Here is a 14,918-nt window from a genome sequence, read left to right as displayed (position 1 = left end):
TAAAAAAATTAAACCTGAGATTCACTTTCTGCAGTTGTTTCAAAAATTTCTAAATCAAAATATTTTATGGAAGCAATGATGTGATCAAATATATCCGACATGATGTATTCATAGTTTTCAAATCGCTTGTCATGTGAAAAGGCATAAACCTCAAGCGGTACACCATGGGAAGTTGATTGTAACTGACGGCAAAGCATCAACATGTCTTTGTTTAATCCTGGATAATTGAACAGGTATTCCGTGATGTATTTTCGAAATAAACCTAAGTTTGTCAAATTTCGCCCATTAATAGCAATGGATTTGTCAATTTTATGTTTAGAATTATAGTCGTCTATTTCTAATTTGCGAGTGCCTATATAATCCGATATTAGATGAATTTTTTTTAAGTCATTTAATTCTGATTCCTCTAAAAACCGAATGCTGCTTGTTTTTATCAGAATGTGTCTTTTGATGCGTCGGCCATCTGAATTCAGCATTCCGCGCCAGTTTTGAAACGAATCTGAACTCAAACTATAGGTTGGAATTGTGGTTGTGGTATTATCGAAATTTCGAACTTTTACCGTTGCCAAATTGATCTCGATGACATCTCCATCGGCACCAAATTTATCCATCGTAATCCAGTCGCCAATTCGAACCATATCGTTTATGGATACTTGAACACTAGATACAAAACCTAAAATGGTATCTCGAAAAATTAATATGATTACCGCTGAAACAGCTCCTAAAATAGTTAAAAGCTCTTTTTTATCAATCTCAAATAATTTTGAAATGATTAATGTAATTCCAATTACCCATAACATAATCATGATTACCTGAATGAAACTGTCAATAGGTTTGTCGCTGTATCTTGGTTTTAGTTTTAAGTAATCACGCAACGCATTGAAAATAGTTCGTATAATCCATAAAATCAGAATGATGATGTAGATTCCAACCAATTTCCCAAAAAAGCCTTCCCAATATTCAAATCGGTCTAAAATTATTGGAACAGATTTGTAAATAAACAATAGTGGAATTAAATGTGCAATGTATTTAGCCGTTTTGTTAGTTACCAGCAAATCATCAAATTTGGTTTTGGTTTTTTGGGCAATAACGGCCATAATAGTAACTAAAACAAGTCTAAAAATTACGTAGATGACATACGCCAATACACACAAAACAATAATGTTCAGCACCAAGCTAAAATAAGAAGCCAGACTGTTCCCTAAGCCCCATTTCCTGAGTACTAGATATAGAAAAGTGAATATTTTTTCTATTAATTTATACATTTCGCAAGTATTTCTTTTCTATGTAAAAAGTCCCAAAAGGAGGAATTGACGCAATACAAATGATAAAATACTTTTTAAAATTCCACTTTTCACTAAACTTTAAAATTGTTGCCAAGATAATGTAAGCAGTAAATAATACGCCGTGAGCCATTCCAATGTGTTTGACATAAATAGGATCATTAAAAATGTATTTCATTGGCATAGCAAAGAAAAATAACAATAAGGCGGATATACCTTCTACTATTGCTGTAACCTTAAAAATCTTAAGCATTTATTTTTTTTTAAGTGATAATTGACAAAATTAAGGATTATCATTGATTTACCACGCATTGATTCCTAAAGTAAATTACTTTTGTAATCTTAAACTTTGATAATGAGCAAACGCGATTTAAAAAAATATGTAGCCGAATTGAATAAAGAACAACTCGAAGAGCAAATACTCGAATTGTACGAGAAATTCAGTTCTGTAAAAGTCTATTATGATTTTGTTTTTAATCCAAAAGAAGAAACGCTTTTGAAGGAATGCAAACTCAAAATTTCCAATGAATATTATCCTCTGAAAAAATCCGGAAGACGCAGTAAACCTAAAATGAGGCGTTCCGTTGCCCAAAAATACATTAAGCACTTTACGCTTTTGGGAGTAGACCCTTTTGTAATTGCGGATGTAATGCTTTACAATATTGAAATAGCACAAACATTCTCATCAGAACAGGATATAAAGCAAGAATTATTTTTCAAAAGCATGTACAATTCCTTTCAGCAAGCCGTTGTTTTCTTGATTGCAAATGGAATACTTACTGATTTTAAACCAAGAATTAGTGCCATACACACTGAAACTATTTTGCAAAAATGGTACAATGAACCAGAATTTAATGCCATTTTAGAACGATTAGAATATTAAATCCTCACATAATTCAAATTTATTTAATCATTCCGTTTATTTTTAATAAAAATTGATACTTAAACTGTTTTTTAGGCGTATTTTTGCAAAAACCCAACAATAAGCAATGTCCCAAAACACTTTAGAAATAGAAATAGAAGACAAAAAAGAACTTTATGCGTACCAAAAAGGCGATATAGATGCCATCTTTGAGCGCATTGATAATGCACCGCCACAACACCATTTGTTATACCAATTGCCCACCGGTGGTGGAAAAACAGTGGTTTTTTCTGAAATTGTGCGCCGTTATTTATCGCAACATGATAAAAAAGTAGTTGTTTTGACCCACAGAATTGAGTTGTGCAAGCAAACCTCAAAAATGTTGAAGGGTTTTGATGTGAAAAACAAAATTATCAACAGTAAAGTAAAAGAACTTCCGGATCAAAACGATTATTCCTGTTTTGTAGCCATGGTGGAAACTTTAAAAAACCGAATCAACGATGAAAAACTACATTTAGATAATGTAGGATTGGTAATCATTGATGAGGCACATTACAATTCCTTTCGCAAATTATTGAGCTCTTTCAAAAATGCTTTTATTTTAGGGGTAACCGCAACACCTTTAAGCTCAAATATCAAATTGCCAATGCATGAAAGCTACGATGAATTAATCGTAGGAGACACCATTAGTTCCTTGATTACAAATGGCTTTTTGGCCAAAGCAGTTACCTATAGCTATGATGTGGGTCTGACCTCCCTGAAAGTAGGGATCAATGGCGATTATACCGTAAAATCATCTGATGATTTGTACACCAATATGGCCATGCAGGAAAAGTTATTGCATGCCTACACGGAGAAATCATTAGGCAAGAAAACCTTGATTTTCAATAACGGGATCAACACCTCCTTATATGTATACGAAACGTTTAGAGAAGCCGGTTATGCCATTCGCCATTTAGACAACACCAGTAATAACGAGGAAAGAAAAGATATTTTACATTGGTTCAAGCATACACCTGATGCCATATTGACATCAGTGGGAATTCTTACTACCGGTTTTGATGAGCCTACCGTAGAGACCATAATCCTGAACAGAGCAACAAAATCGTTGACCTTATATTACCAAATGATCGGTCGTGGTTCCAGAAAATTACCTAACAAAGACATTTTCAATGTGATCGATTTAGGGAATAACGCCGCCCGATTTGGCCTGTGGAGTGAGCCGGTAAACTGGCAGCATATCTTTAAATCTCCGGAGTTTTACCTGGAAAACTTACGAGACGATACAGAAATAGAATTGTATTTTAAATACAGCATGCCACCGGAATTACGTGCTAAATTCAGTAAAACAGAAGTAGTAACCTTTGATGTGGATGAAGAACACAAACTCATTATCAAACAAAATTTACGTTCCAAAGTAGTGCTAGAAAAATCCCTAGAGCAACATGCCGCCATGTGTGTGGATAATTCTGAAACCTTACAAGAAGCAAAAGCGCTGGGAAAAGAACTGGATGATGACATTGATTGTCGCATCAAGCGCTATTCAAAATGTTTGAGCCAGTGCAGTAAAAATTACCGCGAATGGCTAGTAGATGATTACAAATTGAAACTGGTATTATTGACCGGGAAAAAATACCGGGAAAAAATCATGAACGAACCGGATGAAGAGTAATATTTATTTTTCAAGGAGCTAATCCCGCTATTCGTTTCAATCTTTTATTTTTAAAGAAAAAATAAAAGGATTTTCACTGCTATCGGGGCTAAAATTACCGTTACAAAACAACTATTTTTTATAAAATATAAAATTCAAAAAAAATGCCAAAACAATTCTCTGATTTAGGAATTTCAGCACCAATAGTAAAAGCGATTACCGAATTGAAAATTGTTGTACCAACAGAAATTCAGCTAAAAACGATTCCGTTACTTTTGTCAAATACAACGGATATAGTTGGACTTGCTAAAACCGGTACCGGAAAAACAGCCGCATTTGGATTGCCAATTTTACAATTAATAGATGTAAAATCACCTTTGATTCAAGCAGTAATTCTTGCACCAACTCGGGAATTAGGCCAACAAATATTTAAAAATTTAGAGTCTTTTGCCACCTTTTTGCCTGAAGTTTCCATTGCAGCAACATGCGGAGGAATTCCAATCAAACCGCAAATAGAACGCCTTGCAACACCTACACATATTGTAGTGGCAACGCCCGGAAGATTAATTGATTTAATTCAGCGCAAAGCCATAAACTTAAAAGAAACCAGATTCCTCGTGCTCGATGAAGCCGATGAAATGGTGACTATATTAAAAGAAGGCTTAGATGAAATTATTGCTGAATTGCCAGCAGCGCATAAGACTTTTTTATTCTCGGCCACCATGCCCGGAAGCATAAAACAATTGATTCAAAACTATTTGAATAAAAATGTGGTACATGTCAGTGCCAATATGGAAACAGTAGGTAATCAAGAAATTGATCATCAATACATTGTGGTAAATCCTATTGAAAAACTGGACGTTTTGATGCATTTTCTGAATTCTAAAGAGGGTGAACGCGGGATCATTTTTTGTAAAACAAAAGCAGCAGTCAACAAATTAGCTAAAAACTTGGCAATCAATAGGTTTTCTTCTGGTGCATTACACGGAAGTTTATCGCAGGGAATTAGGGACCGAATCATGGAGCAATTCCGCGAAGGACATATCAATATATTAGTCGCAACAGATTTAGCAGCAAGAGGAATTGATGTAAAAGAAATTTCTTATGTAGTCAATTATCATTTGCCTGATGTGTATGAAGCATACGTACATCGTAGCGGTAGAACTGCAAGAGCAGGAGCAAAGGGACTTTCATTGACGGTATTGCAGGCGGAAGAAGTAGTTGAAATTGCTGAATTCGAAAAAGAATTGGGAATACAATTCAAAGAATTCAAAAAACCAACTCTTGCCAGTATTGAAGAAAATAATACGTTGTTATGGGCGAAGCAAATCTTCAAGACAAAACCCAATCATGACATCGCTACAGAATTAAAAGATAAAATAAAAACAGTTTTTCATCATTTGACGAAAGACGAACTAATAGAAAAGGTCCTGGCCAATCACTTGCTTCAAGCAAAAAATGAAGTCCTTTCAAAAACGGAGAAACCAATAAAAAAACAAAAAAGAATGAATTAATTCATTCTTTTTCATAAACTGTTAATGAGCTATTACAATTTCATCACCTGAAGTTGTAATGGTTTTTTTTATGTTTCGTTTTCCGATAATTAAAATAATCAATGCCAGTATTGTTGATGTTGTCATAATCAAAACCATTGGTAACATAGAGCTTTTTACAAAAACACCAACCGCAAAAGAGGCCAAAGCACCTAATCCCAATTGAATCGCACCCATCAAGGCAGACGCGCTTCCTGCATTTCTTGAAAAAGGAGCAAGAGTCAGTCCTGCTGTATTAGGATTAGAGATTCCTAAACACGCCAAGAATAAAAACAGCATGGCAATTGTTTCATACAAACCTAAAAGATCATTGATTGCTAATGTCAGAAATAAAACACTGATTACCGACTGTGTAATTAAGGCCCCAAAAATCATTTGTTCACTGGTAAATTTCCGCAATAAAAAAGAATTAAGCTGACTGGCGCTTATAAAACTCAAAGACATAAAGGCAAAAATCCAGCCATACGTTGTGCCATCTACTTTGAAAATATCCATAAATAAAATAGGAGAGGCTGCTACATACGTGAATAAACCAGAAAAAGCGATTGCTCCTGTAAACGCATAGGTGTAAAATTGAGGCACTTTAACAATGCGTATAAAATTAGAAATAATTGGTTTTGGCTTTAATGAAATAGAAGTGTCTGGTTTGAAAGTATTAGGCAAAATAATTTGAGCCGCTACAATAATTACGATTCCCATGCACATCAGTATAAAAAATACAGTATGCCAACCGTAATAAGTAGTAACATAACCACCTACAGTGGGTGCCAGCATTGGCGAAAGCCCTACAACCAACATCAATAAAGAAAAGACTTTAGGTATCTCTTTTACAGGAAATAAATCCCGAACCATTGACACTGAGGCTACCGTAGCAGCACAGCTCCCAACAGCCTGAATGAATCTCAGCCCTATAAAAGTATCAATATCAGTGACAAATGCGCAGCCCAAAGAGGCTAATATGTAAACCAATAATCCAATAAAGAGCGGTTTTTTTCGGCCAAAACGATCTAATAACGGACCATAAAGTAATTGTCCAGCAGAAATTCCAATAAAATAACTGGATAATGTCATGGACACATTGGCAACAGAAGTATTCAAATCTTTAGCAATTCCGGCAAAACCAGGTAAATACATATCAATTGAAAATGGGCCAAGTGCGGTAAGAGAACCTAAAATGAGGATTAATTTAATGTATTTTTTTTTGTTCATTTCGGTATTATTCATTGAAGTCGCAATTTTTAATTTTTTGCAAAGGTAAATAATTAAGATGCGAATCAAACCACTTTGCACACTAATGTGATCTATGATAATGGACAAAGAGCTGCTAAATAAAATAAATTTAGCACTGTCATTGACCAGTAATGTGATAAAAGCAGAGTCAATACAATTTCTATAATTATACTTTAAAAACCAGCAATACTCCTGATAGAAATAATAGTCCTAAAATGATTCTTTTTATAAGCGCTTCATTAAGTTTTAAATAGACTTTTTTGCCCAAAAATAAAGCAAGAATAAGAAAAGGCACAACATAGAGGGAATTGTAAATTTGGTTCATAGTAATCACGCCACCTAAAACCAAAACAGGCATTCGCATCAGCGTAACCAGGCCTAAAGTACCAAACATGGTAGCCCTAAATGTCTTTATATCGTTAGTTTCATTCTGAACAATTATTACATATAAAGGACCTCCGGTAGAAAATAAACCAGAGAAGAAACCTCCTAGAAAACCCAAAAAGTGTTTCGTTTTTTTTAAAATCACTACTTTTTTTTTGACACGAAGACTATTTAATACAAATAGGATAATAAAAACACCCAACGCCTGCTTTAAGATCAGAGGTTTTCCATAAACTAGAACCACTATTCCGGTAAGCACTCCAAAAAAGGAAGAAAAAGCAATTTTTTTTAATAAGCTTTTGTCTATATGTTCCCATTCTTTATACACATAAATAGGAGAGGAGACCAAATAAAAAATAGAAAGATACGAAACTGCTTCAGATAAAGGCATGACTAACAACAAGAAAGGTAAAGCTATTAAAGCACCGCCGAAACCGATCATAGTTTGAATAAAAAATCCTGTGAAAATTCCAATTATAAGTAGTAATAAAGTGTTTTCCATGGTTCAAAAGTACTATTAGCACTATAAATATCTAAATTTAATCCATCAATAAACAAGTAATTTTCCGTTAAAAAGTTGTAATTTTAAGCATTTAAAACTTTTTTAATGGTTGATACTCTAGATTTAAAAATAATAAAGCAATTAGAAATAAACTCAAGAGCTTCCTATGTGGAAATTGGGAAACAAATTGGACTTTCACCTTCTTCCGTAAGAGAACGCATTCAAAAACTGGAGGATGCTGCTATTATACAGGGATATAAACTTCAGCTGAACAACCAAAAACTGGGATTTGGATTAGAGGTTTTTATTCTGTTCAAGTTATTTAGTGGAAAACTACAGCTGTTTTGTGATCAGCTGAAAGATTTTCCAGAGATAAATGAGGTTTTTAGAATTACTGGACCCCAAAACATTATTATGAACGTCGTTCTAGTTGATCAAATGCACCTACAACAATTTATTGATCGGCTTTTAGTTTATGGAGAGCCTACAACTCACTTGATTTTATCTGATTTAAAAAAATAATATAGGATCGTCTGTTTCTTAAATCAAAAATTATTCCGTTACTATTAATAGTTTAGTTTTACGTTAGCCGCCAAAACCAAGGTAAAGCGTCGTAACACAAAGAAATACTTTAAAACCATTAAAATGGCCTATATTTAGATTAAAACAGCATAAATTATAACAAAATAATGTGATTTTAAGCTTTTGAGACGTATTTGTCTGAAATCGGAAATGGTGTCAGCCAATCGTAAAATTATTTATAGCAAAAGACTGTAAAAATGATATCCTTCATGTTAAATAATTTAAGGAAGGATTGTAATCGTTTAATGTAACTAAACAGTGTGAGTTTTTTGGTCTAAATGTACTGTGTCTTTTTTGCGCTATAATTTATATTATGTAAAATAGCTTTTTTAATTATAATATAAACATAGTGTGCTTTAGAGATAAAAAAACATCACCCAATCAAAGCCCTCTTTACCCTCTTTCTTTATTTTTATCTTTTTACAAAACAAAACGATATGTATAAAATCTTGGGCCAACTCAACAAAATCATTTTACAGAGTTTCACCAAACAGGGATTGGATTTGGCTAAAGCCAAGAAATTGCAAATCGCGATTATTGCTTTAAGTATTACGTAATCACACGAACCTTAAATTAGTATGTAATTGCTACAAAATTTTGTCCTTCCATTCAAGAAAGCTAATTCCATCAGGAAATTGCATTGCACGATTTCACCACCTAATTGTTCCACCAATTCACAAACTGCTCTTGCGGTTCCTCCGGTTGCCAATACATCATCGTGAATCAGAATTCGGTCTCCTTTTTGAATTGCATCAATATGGATTTCTAAAGTATCCGTTCCATATTCTAAATCATACGTTGCCGAGATAGTTTCGTAAGGCAACTTGTTCGACTTACGAACCGGAATAAAACCAACATTTAATTCTTGTGCAATCAACATTCCAAAGAAAAATCCACGACTTTCTACTCCTATTACCTTGTCAATTTTTTTATCTTTCAAGGATTCAACCAGTATTTCAAGACATTTATTCCTTGCTTCGGGATTAATTAGTAACGGAGTGATGTCTTTAAACAAAATTCCTTCTTTAGGAAATCCCTGAATATCACGTATATACTTTTTTAATGGCATATTTTTTTGTTTTTTTACAATTTTAGACTTGCAAATTACACATTTATACTTATATTTGCACCCGCTAAGACGCCTTAATTAAGACATCAATAGCAAAAAAAGGCCTTGTGGCGCAACTGAATAGCGCACTTGATTACGGCTCAAGAGGTTACTGGTTTGAATCCAGTCAAGGTCACTTCAAAAATCCTTAAACATACTGATAATCAGTGGTTTAAGGATTTTTTACTTATAAATTTGTAGGGTTTTTGTATTATGGCTTTTTGAAGTTGGTGCCTATAGATTTGTAACTTCTTGGGAAACACAAAAATTTATGGTAAATCGGCAACTATTTTGCCAAAAATTTAAATCTTAAAAATATCTAAACTTCCTTTGCCTTCTCTAACTACAACTGGCTCATCACCCGATAAATCAATAATGGTGGATCCTATATTGTCTCCATAACCTCCATCAATAACTAAATCAACCAGGTTTTGCCATTTCTCAAAAATTAGTTCCGGATCCGTGGTATATTCTATCACATCATCTTCATCATGAATTGAGGTAGAAACAATAGGATTCCCTAATACTTTAACTATTTCTAGAGCAATCGCATTGTCTGGAACCCGAATTCCAACGGTTGTTTTCTTTTTAAATTCTTTAGGCAAGCTATTATTTCCAGGTAAAATAAAAGTATACGGCCCTGGCAACGCTCTTTTTAATAATTTGAAAGTTGCTGTGTCTATCTGCCTCACATAATCCGATATGTTGCTTAGATCATGGCAAACAAAAGAAAAATTAGCTTTATCCAGCTTTACTCCTTTTATTCTCGCTATGCGTTCCAATGCTTTGGTATTGGTAATATCACAACCCAAACCATAAACAGTATCCGTGGGATAGATCACTAAACCACCTTCTTTTAAAACCTTAACTACTTTGGCAATTGCTGCTTCGTTAGGTTTGTCTTCGTATATTTTTATAAATTGAGCCATTTTTTTTTAGTTTTTCATCCAATAATATCCAGTTTAGCAAAACGCAACAGTAATTTCTTTATTCCGCCTACTTCAAATTTGATTTCGGCTTTTTTGTCGGCTCCCACTCCTTCAAGGTTTAACACTTCGCCTTTCCCAAAACGTTCGTGCATCACTATATTACCAGCAACCAGTTTATTATCGAATAAATTAGCACTTCCTGAAGCAGCATTATTACTAACAGGTTTCAATTTACGAATATTTATATCCGATTTAGGTTCATTATCTGTATTATATTTGGTCGGCGGGGTTCCGTTAGCTGGTTTTGCCAGACGCAATCTAGATTTATCTACATCACCAAAAATATCGCTATCAATCATTGGTTTATACCTGTAATTATTTTCAGGAGGTGTAATGTATTCCAGATATTGACTATCGATTTCCTCAATAAAACGCGACGGTTCACTATCAGTTAATTTTCCCCAACGGTATCGTGATTGTGCATAAGTCAAATACGCCTGATGCTCCGCACGGGTCAAAGCCACATAAAACAAGCGGCGTTCTTCTTCTAGTTCGCTTCTCGTACTCATACTCATGGCACTCGGGAACAAATCTTCTTCCATTCCCACTACAAAAACATGAGGAAATTCTAATCCTTTAGCTAAGTGAATGGTCATCAACGCCACGCGGTCTTCATCACTGGTGTCTTTGTCTAAATCAGTTGCCAGAGCCACATCTTCCATAAATTCAGACAAAGCGCCACGAGCTCCATCCACTTCTTTTTGGCCATCTGTAAAATCCTTAATACCGTTTAGTAATTCCTCAATATTCTGAATTTTAGCCATTCCTTCCGGTGTAGCATCTTTTTTTAATTCCTGAATTAATCCTGTTTTTTTGGCAACATGATCCGCTAAATAAAACGCATCCTGATTTTCATTTATAGCCTGAAAACTCTGAATCATCGTAACAAAATCTAATAGTTTTTGCTTGGTTCCGGAATTCAGTTTTAAATCAATTCGCTCTATGTTTTGCATCACTTCAAACATCGAACGTTTGTAGTGATTGGCTGCAATGGTTAGTTTTTCGATTGTTGTATTCCCAATCCCACGTGCCGGATAATTAATTACCCGAACTAAAGCTTCTTCATCTTTTGGATTAATAACCAATCGTAAATAACACAAAACATCCTTGACTTCTTTTCTTTGATAGAAAGAAAGTCCACCATAAATCCGGTACGGAATATCTCTTTTTCTAAGCGCATCTTCCATAGCCCGGGATTGTGCATTGGTCCGGTACAAAATGGCAAACGCACCGTTAGGCATTTGATTTTGCATTTTTTGCTCCCAAATCGTACCGGCTACAAAACGGCCTTCTTCGTTGTCTGTTAAACTGCGGTGAACCTTTATTTTGGGACCAAAATCATTGGCGGTCCAAACGATTTTGTCCAGTTTTACTTTATTTTTATCAATAATAGTGTTTGCTGCTTCAACAATATTCTTTGTCGAACGGTAATTTTGTTCTAGTCTGAAGGTTTTTACGCCTTCATAATCTTTCTGGAAATTCAGTATATTATTGATGTTTGCACCACGAAACGCATAAATACTTTGTGCATCATCGCCGACCACACAAATATTCTGAAATTTATCGGATAAAGCCCGAACAATAAGATATTGCGAGTGATTTGTATCTTGATACTCATCTACCAAAATATAGCGAAAACGGTTTTGATATTTGGCCAGAACTTCCGGAAAACGAGTCAGTAATTCATTGGTTTTTAATAACAAATCATCAAAATCCATGGCGCCTGCTTTGAAACATCGGTCCACATAATTTTGATAAATTTCGCCCATTCGAGGTTTTTTAGACATTGCATCCGCTTCTTGCAAATCAGGATCATTAAAATATGCTTTTACCGTAATCAAACTGTTTTTGAAATTTGAAATTCGGCTTAAAACCTGTTTGGGTTTGTACACATCACGATCCAGTTGCATTTCCTTGATTATTCCGGAAATGGCACGCAATGAATCCTGAGAATCATATATGGTAAAGTTTGAAGGATAACCAAGATGTTCTGCTTCTGAGCGTAAAATTCGAGCAAAAACCGAGTGAAATGTTCCCATCCAAAGATTTTTTGCCTCTCCGGCTCCCACGATATCCGAAATTCTTTTTTTCATTTCTCGGGCCGCTTTATTGGTAAAAGTAAGCGATAAGATACTAAACGCATCAACACCCTGACTCATCAAATAAGCAATTCTGATAGTCAACACCCTCGTTTTACCGGAACCTGCACCCGCAATAATTATCATGGGTCCGTCTTTTTGCAAAACGGGTTCACGTTGGGCTTCATTAAGTTGATCGATATATTTGTGCATGGAAATTTTTAAGTTTTATTATGCAAAAATAGCGATTTTGAATGAGGTTTTCAGTACCAAAAAACAACAATTGGCTAATTCATTTTGCGACTCTTCTTAATAAGATATTCTTGTATTTATTATCTCAAAAATACATCGTACGCAAAACGGATTAAAGTCCCGATTACTACAACCAAAAAGAAAATCCGAATAAAACTATTTCCCTTGTTAATGGCTATTTTTGCTCCAATCCATCCGCCTAACGCATTGCTGGCAGCCATGGGTAGTGCAATTGCCCAAATAATTTTTCCTTTTAAAATAAACAAACATATAGAACCAAAGTTTGTCGCCAGATTCACCATTTTCGCATTTGCGGAAGCGTGCAAAAAATCGAAACCCATAATGGCAATAAAAGCCACAACCAAAAAACTTCCGGTTCCCGGTCCGATAAATCCATCATATAAACCAACTACAAAACTGATTCCGATAGCATTACAAATTTGAGTTCTTGGGGAATGATTTTTTTTAATATGTTGTCCAAAATTTTTCTTGGCGTACGTGTAAACAACTAAAAAAGAAAGAACCACCAATAATAACGGTTTCATGAAATCATTGCTCACATACGTCAATAAAGTAGAACCCAAAAATGCCGATGGAAAGGCCAAAAGCATCATAATCGACAATAGTTTCCAGTTCATATCTACCTTTTTCAGATATTGATACGCTGCAAAGGAAGTACCACTAAAAGCAGGAACTTTCAAGGTTCCAATTACGGTTGCAACAGGAAGATTCGGTAATAAAATCAATCCCATAGGCGTTTGTATCAATCCGCCACCTCCAACAATTGCATCAATAAATCCAGCAGCAAAGGCCGCAATACAAAGTAAAGCCAAAACGTAAGTCTCCATCATAGTATTCAATTAAAATATTCTTATTACGAACAACAAAAATAGCATTCGGTTTCATTTATTGCTATTAAATAGAAATTGATTTATACTCAAAAAAGTATATTTTTGCTAAATAATTTTCACATCAAAATGGATTCTACAAAAATCATAGAAATTCTGGGCTACACAATACCTTCACTAATTACTGGAGGTGTTGCTTATTATTTATTTAACGCTTATTTCAAAGACCAACAAAATACAAGACGCTGGTTATTACAAAAAGACGCTCAAAAAGACTTATTGCCTCTGCGCTTGCAGGCTTATGAGCGTATGGCTTTGTTTATGGAACGGATCAATCCTTCAAAACTTTTAGTTCGAATTACCCCTCTTTCAGAAGATAAAAACGAGTATCGCAATTTTGTAATTGCACAAATCGAACAAGAGTATGAACACAATTTAGCACAGCAAATCTACATTTCGGATGAGTGTTGGTCCATTATTGTTACAGCCAAAAATGCAACCATTCAAATGATTCGTTTGGCAACAACTAATGAAAGAGTAAAAGACGCAAATAGTTTGCGGGAAATTATCATTGAAGATTTATTAGAGAAACCTTTTCCAAGCACTGCAGCATTGGCTTATATTAAAAACGAAGTGGGACAATTGTGGTAAGAGTTATTTTATATCACTCATAATTTCACTTTTAGTCAATGCGTATTCGTAACCTTGTTTCCACCATTTTTTCATTTCTGTTTTGTTAAAAAAAAGCGCATTATCAGTCAAATGCGTTGGAGTATAATAAAAATTTATGGTTACATTATTATTCTTTGCTGCCAAAAGACCAATGGCAATGTCCTTTTTCTTTACCTGTTCGAGAACAGTCCCAAATAAATTTACCAATAAAGAGAAAGGGTTTCTACTGATAATTTTTTTACTAATTTGGGTTTCTGTTTGCAAGATAATAACATCAATTTCTGTTGCTCCTCGATTTATGGCTTCTCGAATTGGTACTAAATTGGTAAATCCACCATCGCCATAATCACTTCCTTTTTTATTAACCAAACTCATGAAGGGAAGATAATTACATGAAATCCAGATCCAATCACAAAACTCAGAATATTCAAAATCTTTAATTGACTTGTACTCCACTTCATTAGTGCTCAAATTGGAAACGGTAATGATAACATCTTTGCTCCCGGCTTTTAATTCTTTAAACTCTTCACGAGTAATGGATTTTCGAATTAATTTTCTCAAACTATGACTTTCTCCAAAAGTCTTACTCCCTCTGATGAGATTGATTAGTACATTAAAATGGTTTATCGAAATAACAAATACCCCATTTTTATTTTTTACAAAAAAAGGACGTCTACTAAAAATACTGGACTGATTTACAGAGGTAAAAATTTCTTTTATTTTTTCAATTTTATTTAAAGCCAAATGAGGAATCAGCAAACTTCCAGTTGAAGTTCCGACGAAAAGATCATATTTATCGGCTTCTTTTTCTAAAAGAAATTCTGCTACCCCGCCTGCAAATGCTCCTTTACTACCACCCCCTGAAATGACTAATGCTTTCATCTATTTTATATTGAAATAATAAATCTTATATTATTATCTCGT

At 34.4% G+C, this 14,918-nt stretch carries 15 protein-coding genes and 1 tRNA gene; 7 read left to right on the top strand and 9 right to left on the bottom strand.

What is annotated here, in order from left to right:
- Positions 1-8: 8 nt before the first annotated feature.
- Together EKL96_RS06180 and EKL96_RS06175 are read right to left on the bottom strand one after the other, a co-directional pair.
- The gene (locus EKL96_RS06180; protein WP_126459637.1) at positions 9-1,265 is read right to left on the bottom strand and encodes a mechanosensitive ion channel family protein; all 1,257 of its coding nucleotides are present in this window, start codon (positions 1,263-1,265) and stop codon (positions 9-11) included.
- Positions 1,258-1,536, bottom strand: coding sequence for a DUF3817 domain-containing protein (locus EKL96_RS06175; RefSeq protein ID WP_126459634.1), 279 nt, complete (start codon positions 1,534-1,536; stop codon positions 1,258-1,260). Before EKL96_RS06175 ends, EKL96_RS06180 begins: the two co-directional genes overlap by 8 nt.
- A gap of 102 nt (positions 1,537-1,638) precedes the next feature.
- On the opposite strand from EKL96_RS06175, the gene EKL96_RS06170 reads away from it, so the two are divergent.
- The 3 genes from EKL96_RS06170 to EKL96_RS06160 all read left to right on the top strand — a co-directional run bounded on the left by EKL96_RS06170 (position 1,639) and on the right by EKL96_RS06160 (position 5,310).
- Positions 1,639-2,166 (top strand): DUF6155 family protein, encoded by a 528-nt coding sequence (locus tag EKL96_RS06170; RefSeq protein ID WP_126459631.1) that lies wholly within the window; start codon positions 1,639-1,641, stop codon positions 2,164-2,166.
- Between the two features lie 106 nt (positions 2,167-2,272).
- Entirely contained in the window at positions 2,273-3,817 is a 1,545-nt protein-coding gene (locus EKL96_RS06165; protein ID WP_126451635.1) for a DEAD/DEAH box helicase, read from the top strand.
- 143 nt (positions 3,818-3,960) lie between these two features.
- Positions 3,961-5,310 carry a DEAD/DEAH box helicase gene (locus EKL96_RS06160; RefSeq protein ID WP_126459628.1) on the top strand — a complete coding sequence of 450 codons (1,350 nt, stop codon included), beginning with the start codon at positions 3,961-3,963 and terminating at the stop codon, positions 5,308-5,310.
- Positions 5,311-5,331: 21 nt separating this feature from the next.
- Here EKL96_RS06160 and EKL96_RS06155 read toward each other — a convergent pair whose 3' ends face one another.
- Together EKL96_RS06155 and EKL96_RS06150 are read right to left on the bottom strand one after the other, a co-directional pair.
- Positions 5,332-6,558 (bottom strand): multidrug effflux MFS transporter, encoded by a 1,227-nt coding sequence (locus EKL96_RS06155; protein ID WP_126460130.1) that lies wholly within the window; start codon positions 6,556-6,558, stop codon positions 5,332-5,334.
- A gap of 187 nt (positions 6,559-6,745) precedes the next feature.
- Positions 6,746-7,465, bottom strand: coding sequence for a sulfite exporter TauE/SafE family protein (locus tag EKL96_RS06150; protein ID WP_199739572.1), 720 nt, complete (start codon positions 7,463-7,465; stop codon positions 6,746-6,748).
- A gap of 105 nt (positions 7,466-7,570) precedes the next feature.
- Between EKL96_RS06150 and EKL96_RS06145 the strand changes: the two genes are divergently transcribed.
- On the top strand, positions 7,571-7,987 hold the full coding sequence (locus tag EKL96_RS06145; protein WP_126459625.1) for an Lrp/AsnC family transcriptional regulator: 417 nt from the start codon (positions 7,571-7,573) through the stop codon (positions 7,985-7,987).
- Between the two features lie 497 nt (positions 7,988-8,484).
- Positions 8,485-8,604, top strand: a complete 120-nt coding sequence (locus EKL96_RS06140; protein WP_197037188.1) for an SsrA-binding protein — start codon at positions 8,485-8,487, stop codon at positions 8,602-8,604.
- A gap of 11 nt (positions 8,605-8,615) precedes the next feature.
- On the opposite strand, the gene EKL96_RS06135 is transcribed toward EKL96_RS06140, so the two are convergent.
- On the bottom strand, positions 8,616-9,116 hold the full coding sequence (locus tag EKL96_RS06135; protein ID WP_126459621.1) for an adenine phosphoribosyltransferase: 501 nt from the start codon (positions 9,114-9,116) through the stop codon (positions 8,616-8,618).
- 101 nt (positions 9,117-9,217) lie between these two features.
- Between EKL96_RS06135 and EKL96_RS06130 the strand changes: the two genes are divergently transcribed.
- A tRNA-Arg gene (locus EKL96_RS06130) sits at positions 9,218-9,291 on the top strand.
- Between the two features lie 166 nt (positions 9,292-9,457).
- Here EKL96_RS06130 and EKL96_RS06125 read toward each other — a convergent pair.
- From EKL96_RS06125 to EKL96_RS06115, 3 genes are all read right to left on the bottom strand, one after another.
- A complete protein-coding gene (locus EKL96_RS06125) occupies positions 9,458-10,084 on the bottom strand; it encodes an L-threonylcarbamoyladenylate synthase (RefSeq protein WP_126459618.1) in 627 nt (208 codons plus the stop codon).
- 14 nt (positions 10,085-10,098) lie between these two features.
- Positions 10,099-12,435 (bottom strand): ATP-dependent helicase, encoded by a 2,337-nt coding sequence (locus tag EKL96_RS06120; protein WP_126459615.1) that lies wholly within the window; start codon positions 12,433-12,435, stop codon positions 10,099-10,101.
- A 119-nt stretch (positions 12,436-12,554) separates the two neighbouring features.
- Entirely contained in the window at positions 12,555-13,322 is a 768-nt protein-coding gene (locus EKL96_RS06115) for a sulfite exporter TauE/SafE family protein (protein WP_126460127.1), read from the bottom strand.
- A gap of 129 nt (positions 13,323-13,451) precedes the next feature.
- Here EKL96_RS06115 and EKL96_RS06110 point away from each other — a divergent pair, with 129 nt between their 5' ends.
- On the top strand, positions 13,452-13,973 hold the full coding sequence (locus EKL96_RS06110; protein WP_126459612.1) for a hypothetical protein: 522 nt from the start codon (positions 13,452-13,454) through the stop codon (positions 13,971-13,973).
- Positions 13,974-13,976: 3 nt separating this feature from the next.
- Here the strand turns inward: EKL96_RS06110 and EKL96_RS06105 are convergent, their stop codons facing one another.
- A complete protein-coding gene (locus EKL96_RS06105) occupies positions 13,977-14,876 on the bottom strand; it encodes a patatin family protein (protein WP_126459609.1) in 900 nt (299 codons plus the stop codon).
- Positions 14,877-14,918 lie beyond the last annotated feature (42 nt).

It is taken from the genome of Flavobacterium sp. LS1R10 (assembly GCF_003968825.1).
Classification (GTDB): Bacteria; Bacteroidota; Bacteroidia; order Flavobacteriales; family Flavobacteriaceae; genus Flavobacterium.
The sequence above is the reverse complement of the archived record's forward strand: the minus strand, read 5'-3'. Positions and strand labels throughout refer to the sequence as shown.

Coding starts and splice junctions, on each gene's coding strand:
- EKL96_RS06180 (WP_126459637.1), bottom strand. CDS start 1,265: ATGTATAAATTAATAGAAAAAATATTCACTTTTCTATATCTAGTACTC.
- EKL96_RS06175 (WP_126459634.1), bottom strand. CDS start 1,536: ATGCTTAAGATTTTTAAGGTTACAGCAATAGTAGAAGGTATATCCGCC.
- EKL96_RS06170 (WP_126459631.1), top strand. CDS start 1,639: ATGAGCAAACGCGATTTAAAAAAATATGTAGCCGAATTGAATAAAGAA.
- EKL96_RS06165 (WP_126451635.1), top strand. CDS start 2,273: ATGTCCCAAAACACTTTAGAAATAGAAATAGAAGACAAAAAAGAACTT.
- EKL96_RS06160 (WP_126459628.1), top strand. CDS start 3,961: ATGCCAAAACAATTCTCTGATTTAGGAATTTCAGCACCAATAGTAAAA.
- EKL96_RS06155 (WP_126460130.1), bottom strand. CDS start 6,558: ATGAACAAAAAAAAATACATTAAATTAATCCTCATTTTAGGTTCTCTT.
- EKL96_RS06150 (WP_199739572.1), bottom strand. CDS start 7,465: ATGGAAAACACTTTATTACTACTTATAATTGGAATTTTCACAGGATTT.
- EKL96_RS06145 (WP_126459625.1), top strand. CDS start 7,571: ATGGTTGATACTCTAGATTTAAAAATAATAAAGCAATTAGAAATAAAC.
- EKL96_RS06140 (WP_197037188.1), top strand. CDS start 8,485: ATGTATAAAATCTTGGGCCAACTCAACAAAATCATTTTACAGAGTTTC.
- EKL96_RS06135 (WP_126459621.1), bottom strand. CDS start 9,116: ATGCCATTAAAAAAGTATATACGTGATATTCAGGGATTTCCTAAAGAA.
- EKL96_RS06125 (WP_126459618.1), bottom strand. CDS start 10,084: ATGGCTCAATTTATAAAAATATACGAAGACAAACCTAACGAAGCAGCA.
- EKL96_RS06120 (WP_126459615.1), bottom strand. CDS start 12,435: ATGCACAAATATATCGATCAACTTAATGAAGCCCAACGTGAACCCGTT.
- EKL96_RS06115 (WP_126460127.1), bottom strand. CDS start 13,322: ATGGAGACTTACGTTTTGGCTTTACTTTGTATTGCGGCCTTTGCTGCT.
- EKL96_RS06110 (WP_126459612.1), top strand. CDS start 13,452: ATGGATTCTACAAAAATCATAGAAATTCTGGGCTACACAATACCTTCA.
- EKL96_RS06105 (WP_126459609.1), bottom strand. CDS start 14,876: ATGAAAGCATTAGTCATTTCAGGGGGTGGTAGTAAAGGAGCATTTGCA.